Annotated in this window: 15 protein-coding genes; 6 read left to right on the top strand and 9 right to left on the bottom strand. The window is 71.6% G+C overall.

From position 1 onward, the window contains the following. The first annotated feature begins 211 nt into the window (after positions 1 to 211). The 6 genes from AB0M28_RS01220 (at position 212) to AB0M28_RS01195 (ending at position 6,523) form a co-directional block, all read left to right on the top strand. Positions 212 to 1,333, top strand: coding sequence for an ABC transporter permease (locus AB0M28_RS01220; protein WP_365395706.1), 1,122 nt, complete (start codon positions 212 to 214; stop codon positions 1,331 to 1,333). Continuing rightward, a complete protein-coding gene (locus tag AB0M28_RS01215; RefSeq protein ID WP_365395703.1) occupies positions 1,330 to 2,229 on the top strand; it encodes an ABC transporter permease in 900 nt (299 codons plus the stop codon). The genes AB0M28_RS01220 and AB0M28_RS01215 overlap by 4 nt, the downstream gene beginning before the upstream one ends. Positions 2,230 to 2,233: 4 nt before the next feature. Continuing rightward, on the top strand, positions 2,234 to 3,340 hold the full coding sequence (locus AB0M28_RS01210; protein ID WP_365395701.1) for an ABC transporter ATP-binding protein: 1,107 nt from the start codon (positions 2,234 to 2,236) through the stop codon (positions 3,338 to 3,340). Beyond that, positions 3,337 to 4,368 (top strand): ABC transporter ATP-binding protein, encoded by a 1,032-nt coding sequence (locus AB0M28_RS01205; RefSeq protein WP_365395698.1) that lies wholly within the window; start codon positions 3,337 to 3,339, stop codon positions 4,366 to 4,368. The genes AB0M28_RS01210 and AB0M28_RS01205 overlap by 4 nt, the downstream gene beginning before the upstream one ends. A gap of 140 nt (positions 4,369 to 4,508) precedes the next feature. After that, entirely contained in the window at positions 4,509 to 4,697 is a 189-nt protein-coding gene (locus AB0M28_RS01200) for a hypothetical protein (RefSeq protein ID WP_365395695.1), read from the top strand. Further along, positions 4,694 to 6,523, top strand: coding sequence for an ABC transporter substrate-binding protein (locus tag AB0M28_RS01195; protein ID WP_365395692.1), 1,830 nt, complete (start codon positions 4,694 to 4,696; stop codon positions 6,521 to 6,523). The genes AB0M28_RS01200 and AB0M28_RS01195 overlap by 4 nt, the downstream gene beginning before the upstream one ends. Positions 6,524 to 6,611: 88 nt before the next feature. Here the strand turns inward: AB0M28_RS01195 and lgt are convergent, their stop codons facing one another. The 9 genes from lgt to AB0M28_RS01150 all read right to left on the bottom strand — a co-directional run bounded on the left by lgt (position 6,612) and on the right by AB0M28_RS01150 (position 14,417). After that, a complete protein-coding gene (lgt, locus tag AB0M28_RS01190; protein ID WP_365395689.1) occupies positions 6,612 to 7,730 on the bottom strand; it encodes a prolipoprotein diacylglyceryl transferase in 1,119 nt (372 codons plus the stop codon). 139 nt (positions 7,731 to 7,869) lie between these two features. Beyond that, the gene (locus AB0M28_RS01185; RefSeq protein ID WP_365395686.1) at positions 7,870 to 8,649 is read right to left on the bottom strand and encodes a thioredoxin domain-containing protein; all 780 of its coding nucleotides are present in this window, start codon (positions 8,647 to 8,649) and stop codon (positions 7,870 to 7,872) included. A 58-nt stretch (positions 8,650 to 8,707) separates the two neighbouring features. After that, on the bottom strand, positions 8,708 to 9,019 hold the full coding sequence (locus AB0M28_RS01180) for a hypothetical protein (protein WP_365395684.1): 312 nt from the start codon (positions 9,017 to 9,019) through the stop codon (positions 8,708 to 8,710). Between the two features lie 670 nt (positions 9,020 to 9,689). Continuing rightward, the gene (trpA, locus tag AB0M28_RS01175) at positions 9,690 to 10,508 is read right to left on the bottom strand and encodes a tryptophan synthase subunit alpha (RefSeq protein WP_365395681.1); all 819 of its coding nucleotides are present in this window, start codon (positions 10,506 to 10,508) and stop codon (positions 9,690 to 9,692) included. Further along, positions 10,505 to 11,743, bottom strand: a complete 1,239-nt coding sequence (gene trpB / locus AB0M28_RS01170; protein ID WP_365395679.1) for a tryptophan synthase subunit beta — start codon at positions 11,741 to 11,743, stop codon at positions 10,505 to 10,507. Before trpB ends, trpA begins: the two co-directional genes overlap by 4 nt. 252 nt (positions 11,744 to 11,995) lie before the next feature. Beyond that, a complete protein-coding gene (gene trpC, locus AB0M28_RS01165) occupies positions 11,996 to 12,805 on the bottom strand; it encodes an indole-3-glycerol phosphate synthase TrpC (RefSeq protein WP_365395677.1) in 810 nt (269 codons plus the stop codon). Between the two features lie 118 nt (positions 12,806 to 12,923). Further along, positions 12,924 to 13,346 (bottom strand): DUF2752 domain-containing protein, encoded by a 423-nt coding sequence (locus AB0M28_RS01160; RefSeq protein ID WP_365395674.1) that lies wholly within the window; start codon positions 13,344 to 13,346, stop codon positions 12,924 to 12,926. 65 nt (positions 13,347 to 13,411) lie between these two features. Beyond that, positions 13,412 to 13,645 (bottom strand): HGxxPAAW family protein, encoded by a 234-nt coding sequence (locus AB0M28_RS01155; protein WP_365395671.1) that lies wholly within the window; start codon positions 13,643 to 13,645, stop codon positions 13,412 to 13,414. A 145-nt stretch (positions 13,646 to 13,790) separates the two neighbouring features. Beyond that, on the bottom strand, positions 13,791 to 14,417 hold the full coding sequence (locus AB0M28_RS01150; protein ID WP_365395668.1) for a TIGR02234 family membrane protein: 627 nt from the start codon (positions 14,415 to 14,417) through the stop codon (positions 13,791 to 13,793). Positions 14,418 to 15,339 lie beyond the last annotated feature (922 nt).

Below are 15,339 nucleotides of genomic sequence, written 5' to 3'. Positions count from 1 at the left end.
AATGCCCCGTCAACGCGGGCGCAAACCGCGCCGCATACGGCTTCCGCGTCGATAACGATGGCGGAATTGTTGAGACCAGGGGCTTGCCGAAACCCGTCCGGGTGGGGCATGTTCACGCCTTACCAGCGTCTCATCAAGCGCTTACCGAGCGAATGCACCAGCTGATCAGCCCTGGGGGCCACCCCACAGCCGTCTCCCCAGCGGAGGGTGGATGAGCACGACCGCACCAGACGCGAACCCGCCAGTCCGAACCGCCCCGCCGGGCCTCCTCAAGCGGCTCCACCGGCCGGCCTCCCGCACCCCACTGCTCCTGCGCCCCTGGCGCAACTACGTCGTACGGCGCGTGATCCGCAGCGTGTTCGTCGTCTGGGTCGTCACGACCCTGATGTTCTTCATGCTCCGGCTGCTGCCGGGCAACCCCGTCGACACGTACATCGCGAGCCAGATGCGGTCGGGTTCGACGTACGAGTCGGCCGCCGCCTCGGCCGCCTCCCTCTTCACCTTCGATCCCGAAACGCCGCTGATCCAGCAGTACGGCGACTATCTGTGGGCGCTGCTCCACGGAGATCTGGGCAATTCACTCTCACCGGGCACCACGGTCATGGACAGGATCTCCTCGGGTCTGCCCTGGACGCTGTTCAGCGTGGGGTACGCCCTGCTCATCGCCATCGGTCTCGGACTGGTGCTCGGCATTGTGATGGCGTACCGGCGCGGCGGATTCCTCGACCATTTCATCTCGGTGGTCGGATCCACCCTGCACGCCATCCCCAACTACCTTTTCGCGATCCTCGTGGTGGTGTTCGGCGGCGTCCAGTTCGGCCTGTTCAACGTCGCTGACATCCGCGGCACGTACACCGCCGGCATCGAACCCGAGCCGTCCCTCACCTTCATCTCCGACGCCTTCTACCACGCGTCCCTCCCCGTCACGGTGTACGTCCTGACCACCTTCGGCACCTGGGCGCTGGTGATGAAGGCGTCCACGATCACCACGCTGGAGGAGGACTACGTCACGGTGGCCCGCGCCCGCGGCCTCTCGGACCGGCGCATCGGCACCCAGTACGTCGGCCGCAACGCGGTGCTGCCGATGGTGGCCCAGATCGCCACCCAGGGCGGCTTCGTCTTCGGCAGCGCGATCTTCGTGGAGCTGATCCTGAAGTACGACGGCATCAGCCGCGAACTCTACGAGGCGATCAACGACCGGGACTACGCGACCGTGCAGGGGATCCTGCTGCTGATGACCATCGTCATCGTCTTCGCCAATCTGCTGGCCGAGCTCGTGAACAGCGCGCTCGACCCGCGGATCCGCGAGTCGGGGAACGGAGCCGAGGGATGACCGCCATCGCCGCGAGCGTCGCCGAACCGGCGCTCGCCCGCGCCGTCCCCCGTACCGAGGGCACCCTGCGCCAGATCGCCCGCAGCAAGTCGGGGCTCGCCGGGCTGGTCATCGTGGTGCTGATCGTCGGGATGAGCTATCTCGCCCCGCTGTTCGTCGACGCGCACAACCCCGTGGACGCGCAGCACCGCTGGGAGGGCCCGAGCGCCGAGCACTGGCTGGGCACCGACCACTCCGGCAAGGACGTGCTGAAGCAACTCGTCCTGGGCGGACGGACGATCATCTACGTCGGATTCGCCGCCGCGTTCATCACCCTGTTCGTCGCCGTGGTGCTGGGCTCCCTGGCCGCCTACTTCCGGGGGTGGCTGGACTCGGCGCTGCTGCAGCTCACCGACGTGGTGATGACCGTGCCGGCGGTGGTGCTGCTGGCCGTCGTCGGCGCCTTCTTCGGGCTCACCACGCCGAGCGCGCTGGCGCTGCTGCTGGGACTGATCACCTGGCCGGTGCTGATGCGCTCGATCCGGGCGCAGGTGATGTCGCTGAAGGAGCGCGAGTTCGTCGAGGCGGCCCGGCTGCAGGATCTGGGCAGTCTGCGGATCATCTTCGTGGAGATCGTCCCGAACATGGCCGGCTACATCCTGATCAACTTCATCATCGCGGTCACCAACGCCATGTACGCCCTGGTGGGCCTGTACGTCCTGGGCCTCGCCCCGCTGGCCGGCGCGAACTGGGGCATCATGATCCACCAGGCCTGGACCTACGGGGCGATCTACCTGCCCGAGGGCACGGCCTTCATCCTCGCCCCCGTGGGCGCCATCGCGCTCTTCCAGCTCGGGCTCGTGATGCTGACGCGCTCGCTGGAGGAGATCTTCAACCCGCGGCTGTCGAGAGGATGACGCGATGACCGACCAGATGGCGGCGCGGCAGCCGCTGTTGTCCGTACGGGACCTGCGCATCGCCTACCGCACCGGCCGCGGCCGCCTCGTCGAGGCCGTGCGCGGGGTGGACTTCGACCTGTACGCCGACCAGACCCTGGCCCTGGTCGGCGAGTCGGGCAGCGGCAAGTCGACGCTGGGCCTCGGGCTGCTGCGCCTGCTGCCGCGCACCGGCCGCATCACCGGCGGCCAGGTGCTCTACGGAGGCGCCGGCACCCACACCGTGACCACCGACGGCACGGACGTACTGCGGCTGGAGGGGTCGCGGCTGCGGCAGTGGCGGTGGAGTGAGGTCGCCATGGTGTTCCAGGGCGCCATGAACGCCTTCAACCCGGTGCTGCGGATCGGCGACCAGTTCGCCGACACGCTGCGCGCCCACGGCCGCTTCAGCCGGGAGGAGATCCGCGAGCGGTCGGAGCGGAGCCTGCGCTCCGTACGCCTGGAGCCGGGCCAGGTGCTGGGTTCGTACCCGCACGAGCTGTCCGGCGGGATGCGCCAGCGGGCGCTGATCGCCCTGGCGCTGATCCTCGAGCCCCGGGTACTGATCCTGGACGAGCCGACCACGGCGCTGGACCTGCTCACCCAGCGGGCGATCGTGGAGATGCTGCAGGAGCTGCGCGCCGAGCGCGGCTTCTCGATGATCTTCATCTCGCACGATCTGGCGCTCGCCTCCGAACTCGCCGACCGGGTGGCCACGATGTACGCGGGCCGGGTCATCGAGTCGGGTACGACCGGCGACCTCTTCCGAACCCCGCGCCACCCCTACACCGTGGGCCTCATCCGGGCCATCCCGCCCGTGCGCGCCGGGGCGAGGGAGCCCGTCTCCATCCCCGGCGCGCCACCCAACCTGGCACTGCTGCCGCCCGGCTGCTCCTTCGAGCCGCGCTGCCCGTACGCCGTGGACGAGTGCCGGACCACGGACCCGGCTCCGCGCACCGTCGAGGCGCGGTCCGCCGGTACGCCGTCGCACGAGGCGGCGTGCCTGCGCTGGGAGTCGGTACGGCTGGACGCATCGCCCGACGACACCGCACCCGACGAGGTCCCCAACGCCGCGAAGGAGGTCGCCCCATGACGAGCGCGCCGCTGATGAACCTGCGCGGGGTGTCGCAGACCTTCCAATCCCAGCGCGGCGAACTGCCCGCCGTACGCGACGTGTCGCTGTCGGTGGACCGGGGCGACGTGCTGTGCCTGGTCGGCGAGTCCGGCTGCGGCAAGACCACCACCGCGCGGATGGCGGCCGGACTGGCCCGGCCGACCGCCGGGGCGGTGGAGTTCGAGGGCACGGACCTCACCGCGATGGACCGGGAGCACTACCGGGCGTACCGCAAGGCGGTGCAGTTCATCCACCAGGACCCGTACGCCTCGCTCAACCCCATCCGTACCGTGTTCGCCACGCTCGCCGCGCCGCTGCGGCGGCACGGGCTGGCGAAGTCCCGCAAGGAGGCGTGGGAGCAGGCCGGGGAGCTGCTCCGGCAGGTCGAGATGAGCCCGCCGGAGAACTTCCTGAGCAAGTACCCGCACCAGCTCTCCGGCGGCCAGCGCCAGCGGGTGGCGGTCGCCCGGGCGCTGGCGCTCCGCCCGCGGCTGATCATCGCCGACGAGGCCACCTCCATGCTCGACGTGTCCATCCGGGTCGGCGTGCTGCGCATGCTGACGCGGCTGCGCGAGGAGCTGGACGTCGGCTTCGTCTTCATCACCCACGACCTGGCCATCGCCCGCTACTTCGGCGCCGGCGGCCGGATCGCCGTGATGTACCTCGGCCGGGTGGTGGAGTACGGCGCCACCTCGGACGTGATCGACGACCCGCAGCACCCGTACACCAAGGCGCTGCTCACGGCCGTACCCGAGGTGGATCCGGGACCGGAGGGGCGGCGCGATCCGGGGCTGCGCGGCGTCGACATCCCGAGCCTGGCCGCGCTGCCCGCGGGCTGCACCTTCCACCCCCGCTGCCCCCTGTTCGTCCCGGGCACCTGCGACACCGCCGAGCCGCAGCTCTCGGCCGCCCCCGGCACGGGACGCGAGGTGGCGTGCCATGTGGTCGCCGGGACGGTGCCCGCGCCGGTACCCGCGCAGGCGTCCCCGGCCGGGAGTGAATCCTGAACGATCCCGGCACGGTCCGTCTCCGCTCCGCACCGAACGCTCACGCCTGACCATCCAGCCCGCACGGGGCAAGGGGCGCGGCCCCGGACTCCGTCGAGCGCACACCCCGCCGGAGGCACCCCGTGGAGGCCCTCGCCCGTATGGCGCTGACCCTGGCGTCCTTCCTGGTCGTCGGGTCCCTGCTGATGCTGGCCGCGACGAAACCCCATACCCCGGAACGCACCATCACGGTGATCGCCCTCGTCGGCGGCATCGCCGCCATGGCGGTCACCGCTGCCCTGATCCGGTTCAGCCACCGGCGGGGACGAACTCCCATGGAGGGGAAATGACAGGAATAGCACGTTCCGACATCTCGCGCCGACGTCTCTTCCAGCTGGTGGGCCTCGGCGCCGCGGGCGCCGCCGGCGTCCCCGCCCTGGCCTCGTGCAGCAAGGCGGACCCCAAGGACGACGGCAAGTCGGGAGGCGGCGGCGAGTTCCGCGGGGCGTACCCCTACAACCAGCCCCCGACCGGCCACTTCAACCGCGGCGGCGGGCCGGACGGACTGGCCCCCGTCGCGATGTACCTGCTGGGCGGCCCGTACAGCGACCTCATCCACATGCCGGGCGCGTACTGGCAGTGGGACGCCAAGCAGTGGACGTACTACCTGGCCGAGAGCAGTGAGTTCGCGGCCGACCTCTCCACCTTCACGGTGAAGCTGCGTGCCGGCCTGAAGTGGTCCGACGGCAAGGCGCTCACCTCCAAGGACTACCTGACCACCATGTACGTCCAGTGGATCCAGAACTCGCCGTCCTGGGCCTCCATCGAGAAGATCGAGGCACCGGACGACCAGACCTTCGTGGTCCATCTGAAGTCCCCGGCGGCCATCATCGACCGCTACATCCTCAAGAGCTCCGTCATCGACACCGGCACCTACGGTGAGTGGGCGGACAAGGCGATGGCGCTGGTCGAGCAGGGCAAGGCCACCGACAGCCCGGAGGCCGTCGCGCTGAACAAGGAGTTCAACGCCTTCCGGCCGAAGACGATCATCGCCTCCGGTCCCTTCATGGTGGACGAGAAGCTGATCACCACCTCGAAGCTCACGCTGGTGAAGAACAAGCACGGCTTCCGGGCCGCCGAGGTCAAGTTCGACAAGGTCGTCCTCTTCAACGGCGAGACCCCCGACGTGGCGCCGCTGGTGGAGTCCAAGGACGTCGACTACGCCACGCACGGCTTCACGCCCGCCCAGGAGAAGTCCTTCCAGAACCAGGGCTACCGCATCATGCGGCCGCCGAACTACAGCGGCCCGGCGCTGTTCATCAACCACGACAAGGTGAAGGCGTTCTCCGACAAGCGGGCCCGGCAGGCGCTGGCGCACCTGATCAAGCGGGCGGACGTGGGCGCCGTCGCGCTCGGCGACTCCGGCAAGGCCGTGGAGTTCATGGCGGGCTTCTCCGACATCCAGGTGCCCGACTGGATCTCCGCCGAGGACCAGTCCAAGCTCAACAAGTACGAGAACGACCTGGCCAAGGCCGCCGACCTGCTCACCCAGGCGGGCTGGAAAAAGAGCGGCGACAGCTGGCAGACCCCCGAGGGCAAGACCGCCGAGTTCGTCATCTCCTACCCCTCGGACTTCGCCGACTGGTCGGCCGCGGGCGACAACGTCGCCGAGCAGCTGACCGAGTTCGGCATCAAGGTCACGCCGAAGGGCCAGAAGTTCGAGTCGTACAACCCGGAGATCGACAAGGGCAACTTCGAGCTGGCCATCCACGCCTGGGGCGCCTCACAGCACCCGCATCCGCACTTCTCGTTCTCCGCGGACCTCTTCATCCACAACATCCCGATCGCACGCAACGCGGGCGGCCGGGGCATGGGCTTCGAGCTCAAGGTGAAGACGGAGGACGTCGGCGAGCTGGACCTGGAGGCCGTGGTCAACGACGCCGGCCGGGGCCTGAACGAGGAGGAGCAGAAGACGAACGTCACGAAGGCGGCGCTGGCCTTCAACGAGCTGCTGCCGATCATCCCGCTCTTCGAGCGCTACGGGAACAACCCGGTGCTGGAGGGGGTCCGGGTCAAGCAGTTCCCGTCGGACGGCGATCCGCTGATGAAGAACGCCCCGTACGGCGACAACGCGATCGTGATGGGGCTGCTGGCCGGGTCGATCTCGCCGGCGTGAGCTCGGGGTGACCTCGGGGTGACCTCGGGGATGTCGAAGGGGGCGGACCGGGTGGGTCCGCCCCCTTCGGGGTTCGTACTGCTGGCGGTCAGGACTGACGGGGCGCGTCGGCGTCGGCGTCGGCGGACTCGACCGCCTCGGCGTCGTCCTCGTCGCTGCCCTTGCTGACGGACACCTTCGCGGGCTCGCGGTCGGGGGTGTCGTCGGCTTCGGCTTCGGCTTCGGTTTCGGCTTCGGGGGAGGCCGTGTCGTCGCCTTCGGTCTCTGGCTCGGTCTTGGCCTCGCCCTTGCCCGTGGCCTCGTCCGTGGCCTCGTCCTTGTCCTTGTCCGTGGCCTCGGCCGTCTCCCCGTCCTCCGCCGCCTTGGCCGCGGCTTCGGCCTTCAGCGCGGCGCGGTCGGGCTCCACGACCTCCTCGCGGCCCGGGCGCTTGATCGCCGAGATCACGATGTACGCGATGGCGAGCGCGCCGACGATGATCGCCGTCCACACGTTGAGCCGCAGGCCCAGCACGTGGTGGGCCTCGTCGATACGCATGTACTCGATCCAGCCGCGGCCGGCGCAGTACAGCGCGACGTAGAGGGCGAAGGCGCGGCCGTGGCCCATCCGGAAGCGGCGGTCGGCCCAGATGACGACCAGGGCCACACCGATGCACCAGAGCGACTCGTACAGGAAGGTCGGGTGGTACGTCCCGGGTACCCGCTCGCCGTCGCTGCGGGTGATCTTCAGCGCCCAGGGGACGGTGGTCGCCTTGCCGTAGAGCTCCTGGTTGAACCAGTTGCCCCAGCGGCCGATGGCCTGGGCCAGCGCGATACCGGGCGCCACGGCGTCCGCGTACGCGGGCAGCGGGATGCCCCGCATCCGGCAGCCGATCCAGGCGCCGACCGCGCCGAACGCGATCGCGCCCCAGATACCGAGGCCGCCCTCCCAGATCTTGAAGGCGTCGACCCAGTTGCCGTCCTTGCCGAAGTACGGCTCGTACGTCGTGATGACGTGGTAGAGCCGCCCGCCGATCAGGCCGAAGGGGACCGCCCAGATGGCGATGTCGGTGACGGTGGTGCGCTGGCCGCCGCGCGCCTCCCAGCGTCGTCCGCCGAGCCAGATGGCGACGAAGATGCCGGCGAGGATGCAGAAGGCGTAGCCGCGCAGCGGAACGGCGCCGAGATGCCACACGCCGTTGTCAGGGCTGGGAATGTAAGCGATGTCCATGGCAGCTCCGACCGTATCGTGCCGGGCCGGGCGTGTGACAACCCGCCCGGCAACGTCTGCATAACGCTCCCGGCCCCGTCCGCTGTATTTACGGACGGGGCGGGTGGGAAGTTCCCGGTTTCACGCCTTCGCGGCGTCGTTACGACTTCGCGGCGCCGGCGACGAGCTGCTTCAGCTTGGCCGGGGTGAGGTCCTTGCCCTGGCCGTAGATGCTCTCGCCGTCCAGCAGCACGGTCGGCGTCGAATTGTGGCCGGAGTCGTTGAACGCCTTGTTCGACTTCTGCACCCAGCTGTCGTGCGTGCCGTCGTCCACGCAGGCCTGGAACGCGGCGGTGTCGAGTCCGTCGACCTTCTTCGCCAGGTCCTTCAGCGTGTCCTTGTCGGCGAAGGCGTCATCGCTCTCGGACGGCTGGTTGGCGTACAGCACGTCGTGGTACGCGCGGAACTTCGCCTGGCTCTGGTCCGCGGCGCAGGCGGCCGCGTTCGCGGAGTTCAGCGAGCCCTCGCCGCCCAGGTTGCCGTCGATCAGGGTGACCAGCCGGTACTCGGCCTTCAGCTGCCCGCTGTCCACGAGCTCGTGGATGGTCTTGCTGAAGCCGGTTTCGAAGGCCTGGCACGCGGGGCACCGGAAGTCCTCGTAGACGGTGAGCGTCACGGGGGCGGCGGCCTTGCCGTCGAGGATGGCGAGCCGGTCCTCGCCCGTGACGTTCTTGGGGTAGACGAGCGGACCGCTGCCGCCGTCGTCGTCCTTGGTGTTGTTGACGACGACGGCGATCACACCGGCAACGGCCAGCACGCCCAGCACGCTGAGCAGCGCCAGCATCGTCCGTCTGCGCTTCTCCGCCACGCGCTGCCGCTCACGCTCCGCGGCCATACGTTCACGGGCCGACCGTTTGCCCTCGGTGTTCTTCGCACTCACACGTCATTCAACGACGGTGCGGCGTGGTCGTCACGCCTGGGGGTTGCGTGGAGGGGGGTCAGAAAATCCAGTGGAGGGGGATCTGCGCGACCAGGGCGCAGAGCGCGAGGAAGCCGGCGAAGGCGCTCAGCCCGATGACCCAGGGGCGGAGGCCGCCCTGCCAGCGCATCCACCTCGGCCGCGACCTCGGTCGGCGGCGGCGCGTCTCCCCGGGTGCGGCGGCGCCCTCCTGCCGCAGTCGCTCGGTGACCATGCGCGCCCGCGCGGAGGGCTCTTTCGGAGCGGTCGCGTCGATCCGCCCCCAGGAGTCCTCCTGGAACTTCGCCCATATGTCCTCAGGCACCTGCTCGCCCCGCGCGTCCTCACCCACGGCCGTTCCCCCTAGGTACGTCGGTCCTCCCACGATAGCGCGCTCAGGGCCGAGGGCCGTGGGCGCGCGCGGTGTACGTCCGGCACCCGGTCGCCGTTGCGAATCGCAGCGATTCTGCGGCCCCAGGGGGCCTTGCCGGCCGGAGCGCGAGGGAACGGCGCCATGGCGCCGCCCAGCGAACGACTCCGCTGACGCTCCGCCGATACGAAGCGAGGCGGCTCCGCTTGCGCTCCGCCGAGGGTTGTCGGTGGTGACCCAGTGGGGCTGCACCGCCTCCGCTGCGCTCCGCCGGGGAATGCCGACCGGGTGTCGGTGAGCCGCCTCCGCTGCGCTCCGCCGGGGAATGCCGACCGGGTGTCGGTGAGCCGACTCCGCTGCGCTCCGCCGGCAAAACCGCACCTGCCAGCGCGACCGCAGCACCACCCCAGCCCGTCCGGCGTTTGAGGACGAGGCGCGAAGCGCCGAATCGCGCCGCAGGCGCCGGCGGCACTGGACCATTCCGACGCGACCGCAGCACCATCCCAGCCCGTCCGGCGTCTGAGGACTGAGGCGCGAAGCGCCGAACCGCGCCGCAGGCGCCAGCGCAAACCGCACCGCGAGATAGCCCGTCCGGCGCCTGAGGACGGAGGCGCGCAGCACCGACCCGCCGGAGGCCGGCGCCGCGCAATCCTCAGCCGCGGCTACGAACCCCCGCCGCCAACTCGCCCGCAAGGGCCCGCACGGCCGCAAGGCCCCCCGCACGATCAGCACCCGCGTCAAGCACACGCCGTACGAACGCCGACCCCACGATCACGCCGTCCGCGAAGGACGCCACCTCCGCGGCCTGCGCGGCGGAGGAGACCCCGAGCCCCACACAGACCGGCAGGTCCGTCGTGGCGCGGGTGCGGCGGACGAGGTCCGCCGCCGAGGCGCCGACCGACTCGCGCGTGCCCGTGACGCCCATCAGGGACGCCGCGTACACGAAGCCGGAGCCCGCCGCCGTGATCGTCGCGAGACGGGCGTCGAGGCTGCTGGGCGCGACCACGAACACCGTGGCCAGCCCGTGCTTCGCCGCCGCCGTACGCCAGACCGACGACTCCTCGACCGGCAGGTCCGGCAGGATGCACCCCGCACCGCCCACCGCCGCGAGGTCCTCCGCGAAGCGCTCCACCCCGTACCGGTCGACCGGGTTCCAGTACGTCATGCACAGGACCGGAGCCCCCGTACGCCGGTGCACCTCGCCGACCGTCCGGATGACGTCGGCGATCCGCAGCCCGCCCTTCAGGGCGATGTCGTCCGCGGTCTGGATGACCGGCCCGTCGAGCACCGGGTCGGAGTGCGGCAGGCCGACCTCGACCACGTCGCAGCCGCCCTCCACCATGGCGGTCATCGCGTCGATGCCGCCCTCGACGTCCGGGAAGCCGGCCGGGAGGTACCCGACCAGCGCCGCCCGGTTCTCGGACTTGGCGCGGGCCAGCGCCGCGTCCAGCAGAGAGATGTTCCCGCTCACTGGGCAGCCGCCCCCTCGTCGTACAGCCCGAAGTAGCGGGCAGCCGTGTCCATGTCCTTGTCCCCGCGGCCGGAGAGGTTGACGACGATCAGTCCGTCGGACCCCAGCTCCCGCCCCACGTCGAGCGCCCCCGCGAGCGCGTGCGCGCTCTCGATGGCCGGGATGATGCCCTCCGTACGCGACAGCAGGCGCAGCGCCTGCATGGCCTCGTCGTCCGTCACCGCCCGGTACTCGGCCCGCCCGGAGTCCTTCAGGTACGCGTGCTCCGGGCCGACGCCCGGGTAGTCCAGACCGGCCGAGATGGAGTACGGCTCGGTGATCTGGCCGTCCTCGTCCTGCAGGACGTACGACCGCGACCCGTGCAGGATCCCCGGATCGCCGACGCTGAGCGTCGCCGCGTGCTCGCCGGTCGCGATGCCGTGGCCGGCTGGCTCGCAGCCCACCAGCCGTACGGACGCGTCGTCGAGGAACGCGTGGAAGAGCCCGATCGCGTTGGAGCCGCCGCCGACGCACGCCACGGCGGCGTCCGGCAGCCGGCCGGCCCGCTCCAGCAGCTGGCGGCGCGCCTCGACGCCGATCACCCGGTGGAAGTCGCGGACCATCGCCGGGAAGGGGTGCGGACCGGCCACGGTCCCGAAGAGGTAGTGCGTGCTCTCGACGTTCGCGACCCAGTCGCGGAACGCCTCGTTGATGGCGTCCTTCAGCGTGCGGCTGCCGGACTTCACCGCGACGACCTCGGCGCCGAGCATCCGCATCCGGGCCACGTTCAGCGCCTGGCGCTGGGTGTCGACCTCGCCCATGTAGATCGTGCAGTCCAGGCCGAACAGGGCGCAGGCGGTGGCCGTGGCCACACCGTGCTGGCCGGCGCCGGTCTCCGCGATCACCCGCGTCTTGCCCATGCGCTTGGTGAGCAGCGCCTGCCCCAGCACATTGTTGATCTTGTGCGAACCGGTGTGGTTCAGGTCCTCGCGCTTGAGGAAGACCCGGGCGCCGCCCGCGTGCTCCGCGAAGCGCGGCACCTCGGTCAGGGCGGAGGGCCGGCCCGTGTAGTCGACCAGCAGGTCGGCCAGTTCGGCCGCGAACGCCGGGTCGTGCTTGGCCTTGTCGTACTCGACGGCGACCTCGTCCACGGCGGCGACCAGCGCCTCCGGGATGAACTTGCCGCCGAAGGCGCCGAAGTAGCCGCTCGCGTCCGGCACGGCGCCCTGTGGGTCGGGAATGAAGAAGTCGGACATCCGAAGCTCCTTGTAGGTGATGGCGTTACGGCGGCACGCCACGCGATCACGGATCGCGGGCGCACACCGCCGGGGGTGACGTCGTACGGGGCTCAGCCCCGCGCGTCACCGCGCCATCGGCGCCCGTTGATCTGCCCGGGCTCGGCCCCGATGTGGTACCGCACCCGGCGGCCCCGGACCCGGCGCGCGGGCGCGCGGCAGCCGCGGGGCCGGCAGCCCCGCGCCAGTCGCGCGCAGATTCGCACCGGTGTCTCAGTCCCTTCCGTGCCGCAGCGCCGGGTGCGCCCCGGCCGCGACCAGGTCGGCGACGGCGGCGCGCGGGTCCTTGCCGGTGACGAGGGACTCCCCGACCAGCACGGCGTCCGCGCCGTCGTTGGCGTACGCGATGAGGTCGTGCGGCCCGCGTACGCCGGACTCGGCGACCTTCACGATCCCGGCCGGGATCTCGGGCGCGACGCGGGCGAAGGTCGACCGGTCGACCTCCAGCGTCTTCAGGTTCCGCGCGTTCACGCCGATGATCTTCGCACCGGCGTCGGCGGCCCGCTCGACCTCCTCCTCGTCGTGCACCTCGACCAGGGGCGTCAGCCCGATGGACTCGGCCCGCTCCACGAGCGAGACGAGTGCCTCCTGCTCGAGGGCGGCGACGATCAGCAGCACCAGGTCGGCGCCGTACGCACGCGCCTCCCACAGCTGGTAGGCGGTGACGATGAAGTCCTTGCGCAGCACCGGGACGTCGACCTTGGCCCGTACGGCCTCGAGGTCGGCCAGCGAGCCGCCGAAGCGGCGCTGCTCGGTGAGCACGGAGATGACCGAGGCGCCCCCGGCCTCGTAGTCGGCGGCGAGCCCCGCGGGGTCGGCGATGGCGGCCAGCGCGCCCTTGGACGGGCTGGAGCGCTTGACCTCGCAGATCACCCGCACGGAGTCACCCTTCAGCGCCGCGACGCCGTCGCGGGCGCCGGGGGCGCGGGCGGCGCGCTCCTTCAGCTCGTCGAGGCTGACACGCGCCTGCCGCTCGGCGAGGTCCGCACGGACTCCGTCGATGATCTCGTCGAGCACACTCACGCGAGGGGACCTCCTAGATGGCGGTGTGGGGCATCTGTGATGGTATCCGGCGCGAGGCGTAACCCTCACATCCGGTTGACGGCGGTCCCAGCTGGTGGACACGGCGGGGGCCCGGGATTCAGGGGGCGAGCGCGGCACCGAAGGGCAGATTGCGTACGAGCATGAACGCCAGCAGAACTACGCTGAGCGCGTAACCGTTTACCCTCCGCCACGGGAGTTCCGGCTCACGGCCGCGGACCGCCGCCAGCAGCCAGACGCCGAGGATGAACGCCAGCAGGGCGAACAGGCCGAGCGCCAGCACGTTCGCGCCGGCGGCCCCCGCGAAGTCGCCGTGCGCCAGCGCGTGGGCGCTGCGCAGGCCGCCGCAGGCCGGGCAGTACCAGCCGGTCAGCGCCAGGACGGGGCAGGCGGGGTAGTGGCCGGGTTCGTTCGGGTCGACCGCCCCGACATAGGCGAAGGCCGCGGCCACCGAGGCCACGGCCGTCACGGGTCCCGCCAGCCGGCGGGCGAGGGCGGGAGCACCGCCGGGGGCTGCGCGCACCCCGTGATTCTCCCGCCGCGGTCGCGGGTGCGCGCGGTGGCGCACCCGCCGGGCGTGTCAGGTACCTACTGGCCGACGCGGACCGGGGCGGGCTCCGCCTTGCCCATGCCGGCCGCCTTCATGGCGCCGCCGACGATGCCGCCGAGGACGATGACGCCGAAGCCGGCCCAGAAGCCGGCGGGCTGGTCGGCGACCATGAAGTAGCCCGCGACCAGGAAGCCGACGAAGGCGATGATCACACCGGTCCACGCCGCCGGGGTGTGGCCGTGATCCGTCCCGTGGCCGTTATTGCCCGCCATGAGTGCTCCTTGCAGCTACCAGTAGATGGACGTGTACGGGGATGAGGGCATCCCTCTCCGCTGCACGCGGAGGGGCTGACCTTCCAAGGGGTATGAAGCCCCTTGCCATTGTCCCCGATCGCGAATGGGCCCCGGCTCCGGGGGGTCAGCTTGCGGCCGTGGGGTCCTCGCCGCGGTCGAGGGCCTTCCACAGGTCCTCGGGCCGCTCGGGGTCCACGGGCCTGGCGGCGCGGCGCGGCGCGGGGACGCCGGAGCGCTCGTAACGCCCGGACATCGCGGGCCAGTTCTGCCCGTGGCGCAGGGCGAGCAGGCCGGCGACGAGCAGCAGCAGCCCGCCGGCGGCGGCGACCCAGGGCCAGCCGCTGTATGTGAGGTTGTCCACAGTGGAGTCGGTGAGGCCGGAGATGTCGGCCGCCCGGTCCCGCAGGGCGGTGCTGTCCCCGTGGGCGGCGACCGACGCGGCGACCACGCCGGCCCCGGCGAGGGCCAGCAGCGCGGCCACGATCCGGCGCCCGGTCCGGCGCACGGCGAAGACGGCCACGAGCGCGGCCAGCCCCACGACGGCGAGCGCGGACGGCGCACCGGTGACGTCCTGCCCACTCGCGGTGACCGTGGCCACGCCCTGCCCGAGCACGCCGGCGGTCTCCCCCTCGGCCCACACGCGCCCGGTGGACGCGAGCACGAGGGCGGCTCCCGCCGCCCCGGCCAGGAGAGCGAACGCCAGCGGCTTGCGGGCGGTGCCTTGGGGTGGGGTGGTGCTGTGCTGGGTCACCTTGCCAGTGTGCCTCAGCGGGCTCGGGGGCCCGCGGGTGGGCCTCCTTCCGCCGCGGTCGCGCTGCGCGCGGGGCCGCCTCGCGGCGGGCCTCAGTCCTCAGACGCCGGACGGGCTGGATCCGGTGCCGGTCACGCTGCAACGTGCCGTTTGCGCTGGCGCCTGCGGCGCGATTCGGCGCTTCGCGCCTCAGTCCTCAAACGCCGGACGGGCTGGAGGTGCGGTTGCGTCGGCTGACGCGCTTCGGGCTTCGCCCGAAGTCCTCAAACGCCGGACGGGCTGAGAAGGGGGTCGGTCACGCCGGAAGGGCGCTGGTCGGGTGGAGGGGAAGGTCCGTTGGAGGGACGCTCTTGTCGGCGGAGCGCAGCGGAGGCGGCCCACCCCGCCCGGTTCCCGAAGGCATCCGTCGGCGGAGCGCCAGCGGAGCCGCGAGCTTCGCATCAGCCGGCGGAGCGTAGCGGAGTCGGCGCAACCCCACCGGCCCACCGAAGGTATCCCCCGGCGCAGCGCCAGCGGAGCCGCTCCGCTCCGTATCCGGCGGAGCGCCAGCGGAGCCGACCACTGGGCGGCGCCATGGCGCCGTCCCCTCCGCGCTCCGCCCGGCAAGGCCCCTTGGGGCCGCAGAATCACTCCGCATCCAATGACCACCTGCCACCGCAGCCACCGACCGCAGGGGGCCACCGACCGCCACCGGCCGCCACCCGCGTCAGCGGACCACAACCGCCCGCCCCCACACCATCCCCGACCGGTGGTCGCTGGGGGGGGCTTACCAGCCCCCCAGACCCCCCGTCCCAGGCGCCGGCGTCAGGCAAGACACACCGCAACGGGTGGTGTGTGGGTGGGGGCAACCCCGCGCCGAAGGCGCGGGCGGCCGCGCCGTGGAGCTCTTCCACGCCGCCTACCGGGTGCTGCCCGGCCTCGC

Origin of the sequence: Streptomyces sp. NPDC051940, from assembly GCF_040680895.1 — a bacterium.
Taxonomy (GTDB): domain Bacteria; phylum Actinomycetota; class Actinomycetes; order Streptomycetales; family Streptomycetaceae; genus Streptomyces.
Note: the sequence above shows the minus strand (reverse complement) of the source record. Positions and strands in the feature narration are given on the sequence as shown.

Coding starts and splice junctions, on each gene's coding strand:
- AB0M28_RS01210 (WP_365395701.1), top strand. CDS start 2,234: ATGACCGACCAGATGGCGGCGCGGCAGCCGCTGTTGTCCGTACGGGAC.
- AB0M28_RS01215 (WP_365395703.1), top strand. CDS start 1,330: ATGACCGCCATCGCCGCGAGCGTCGCCGAACCGGCGCTCGCCCGCGCC.
- AB0M28_RS01220 (WP_365395706.1), top strand. CDS start 212: ATGAGCACGACCGCACCAGACGCGAACCCGCCAGTCCGAACCGCCCCG.
- AB0M28_RS01200 (WP_365395695.1), top strand. CDS start 4,509: ATGGCGCTGACCCTGGCGTCCTTCCTGGTCGTCGGGTCCCTGCTGATG.
- lgt (WP_365395689.1), bottom strand. CDS start 7,730: ATGGACATCGCTTACATTCCCAGCCCTGACAACGGCGTGTGGCATCTC.
- AB0M28_RS01195 (WP_365395692.1), top strand. CDS start 4,694: ATGACAGGAATAGCACGTTCCGACATCTCGCGCCGACGTCTCTTCCAG.
- trpB (WP_365395679.1), bottom strand. CDS start 11,743: ATGTCCGACTTCTTCATTCCCGACCCACAGGGCGCCGTGCCGGACGCG.
- AB0M28_RS01205 (WP_365395698.1), top strand. CDS start 3,337: ATGACGAGCGCGCCGCTGATGAACCTGCGCGGGGTGTCGCAGACCTTC.
- AB0M28_RS01155 (WP_365395671.1), bottom strand. CDS start 13,645: ATGGCGGGCAATAACGGCCACGGGACGGATCACGGCCACACCCCGGCG.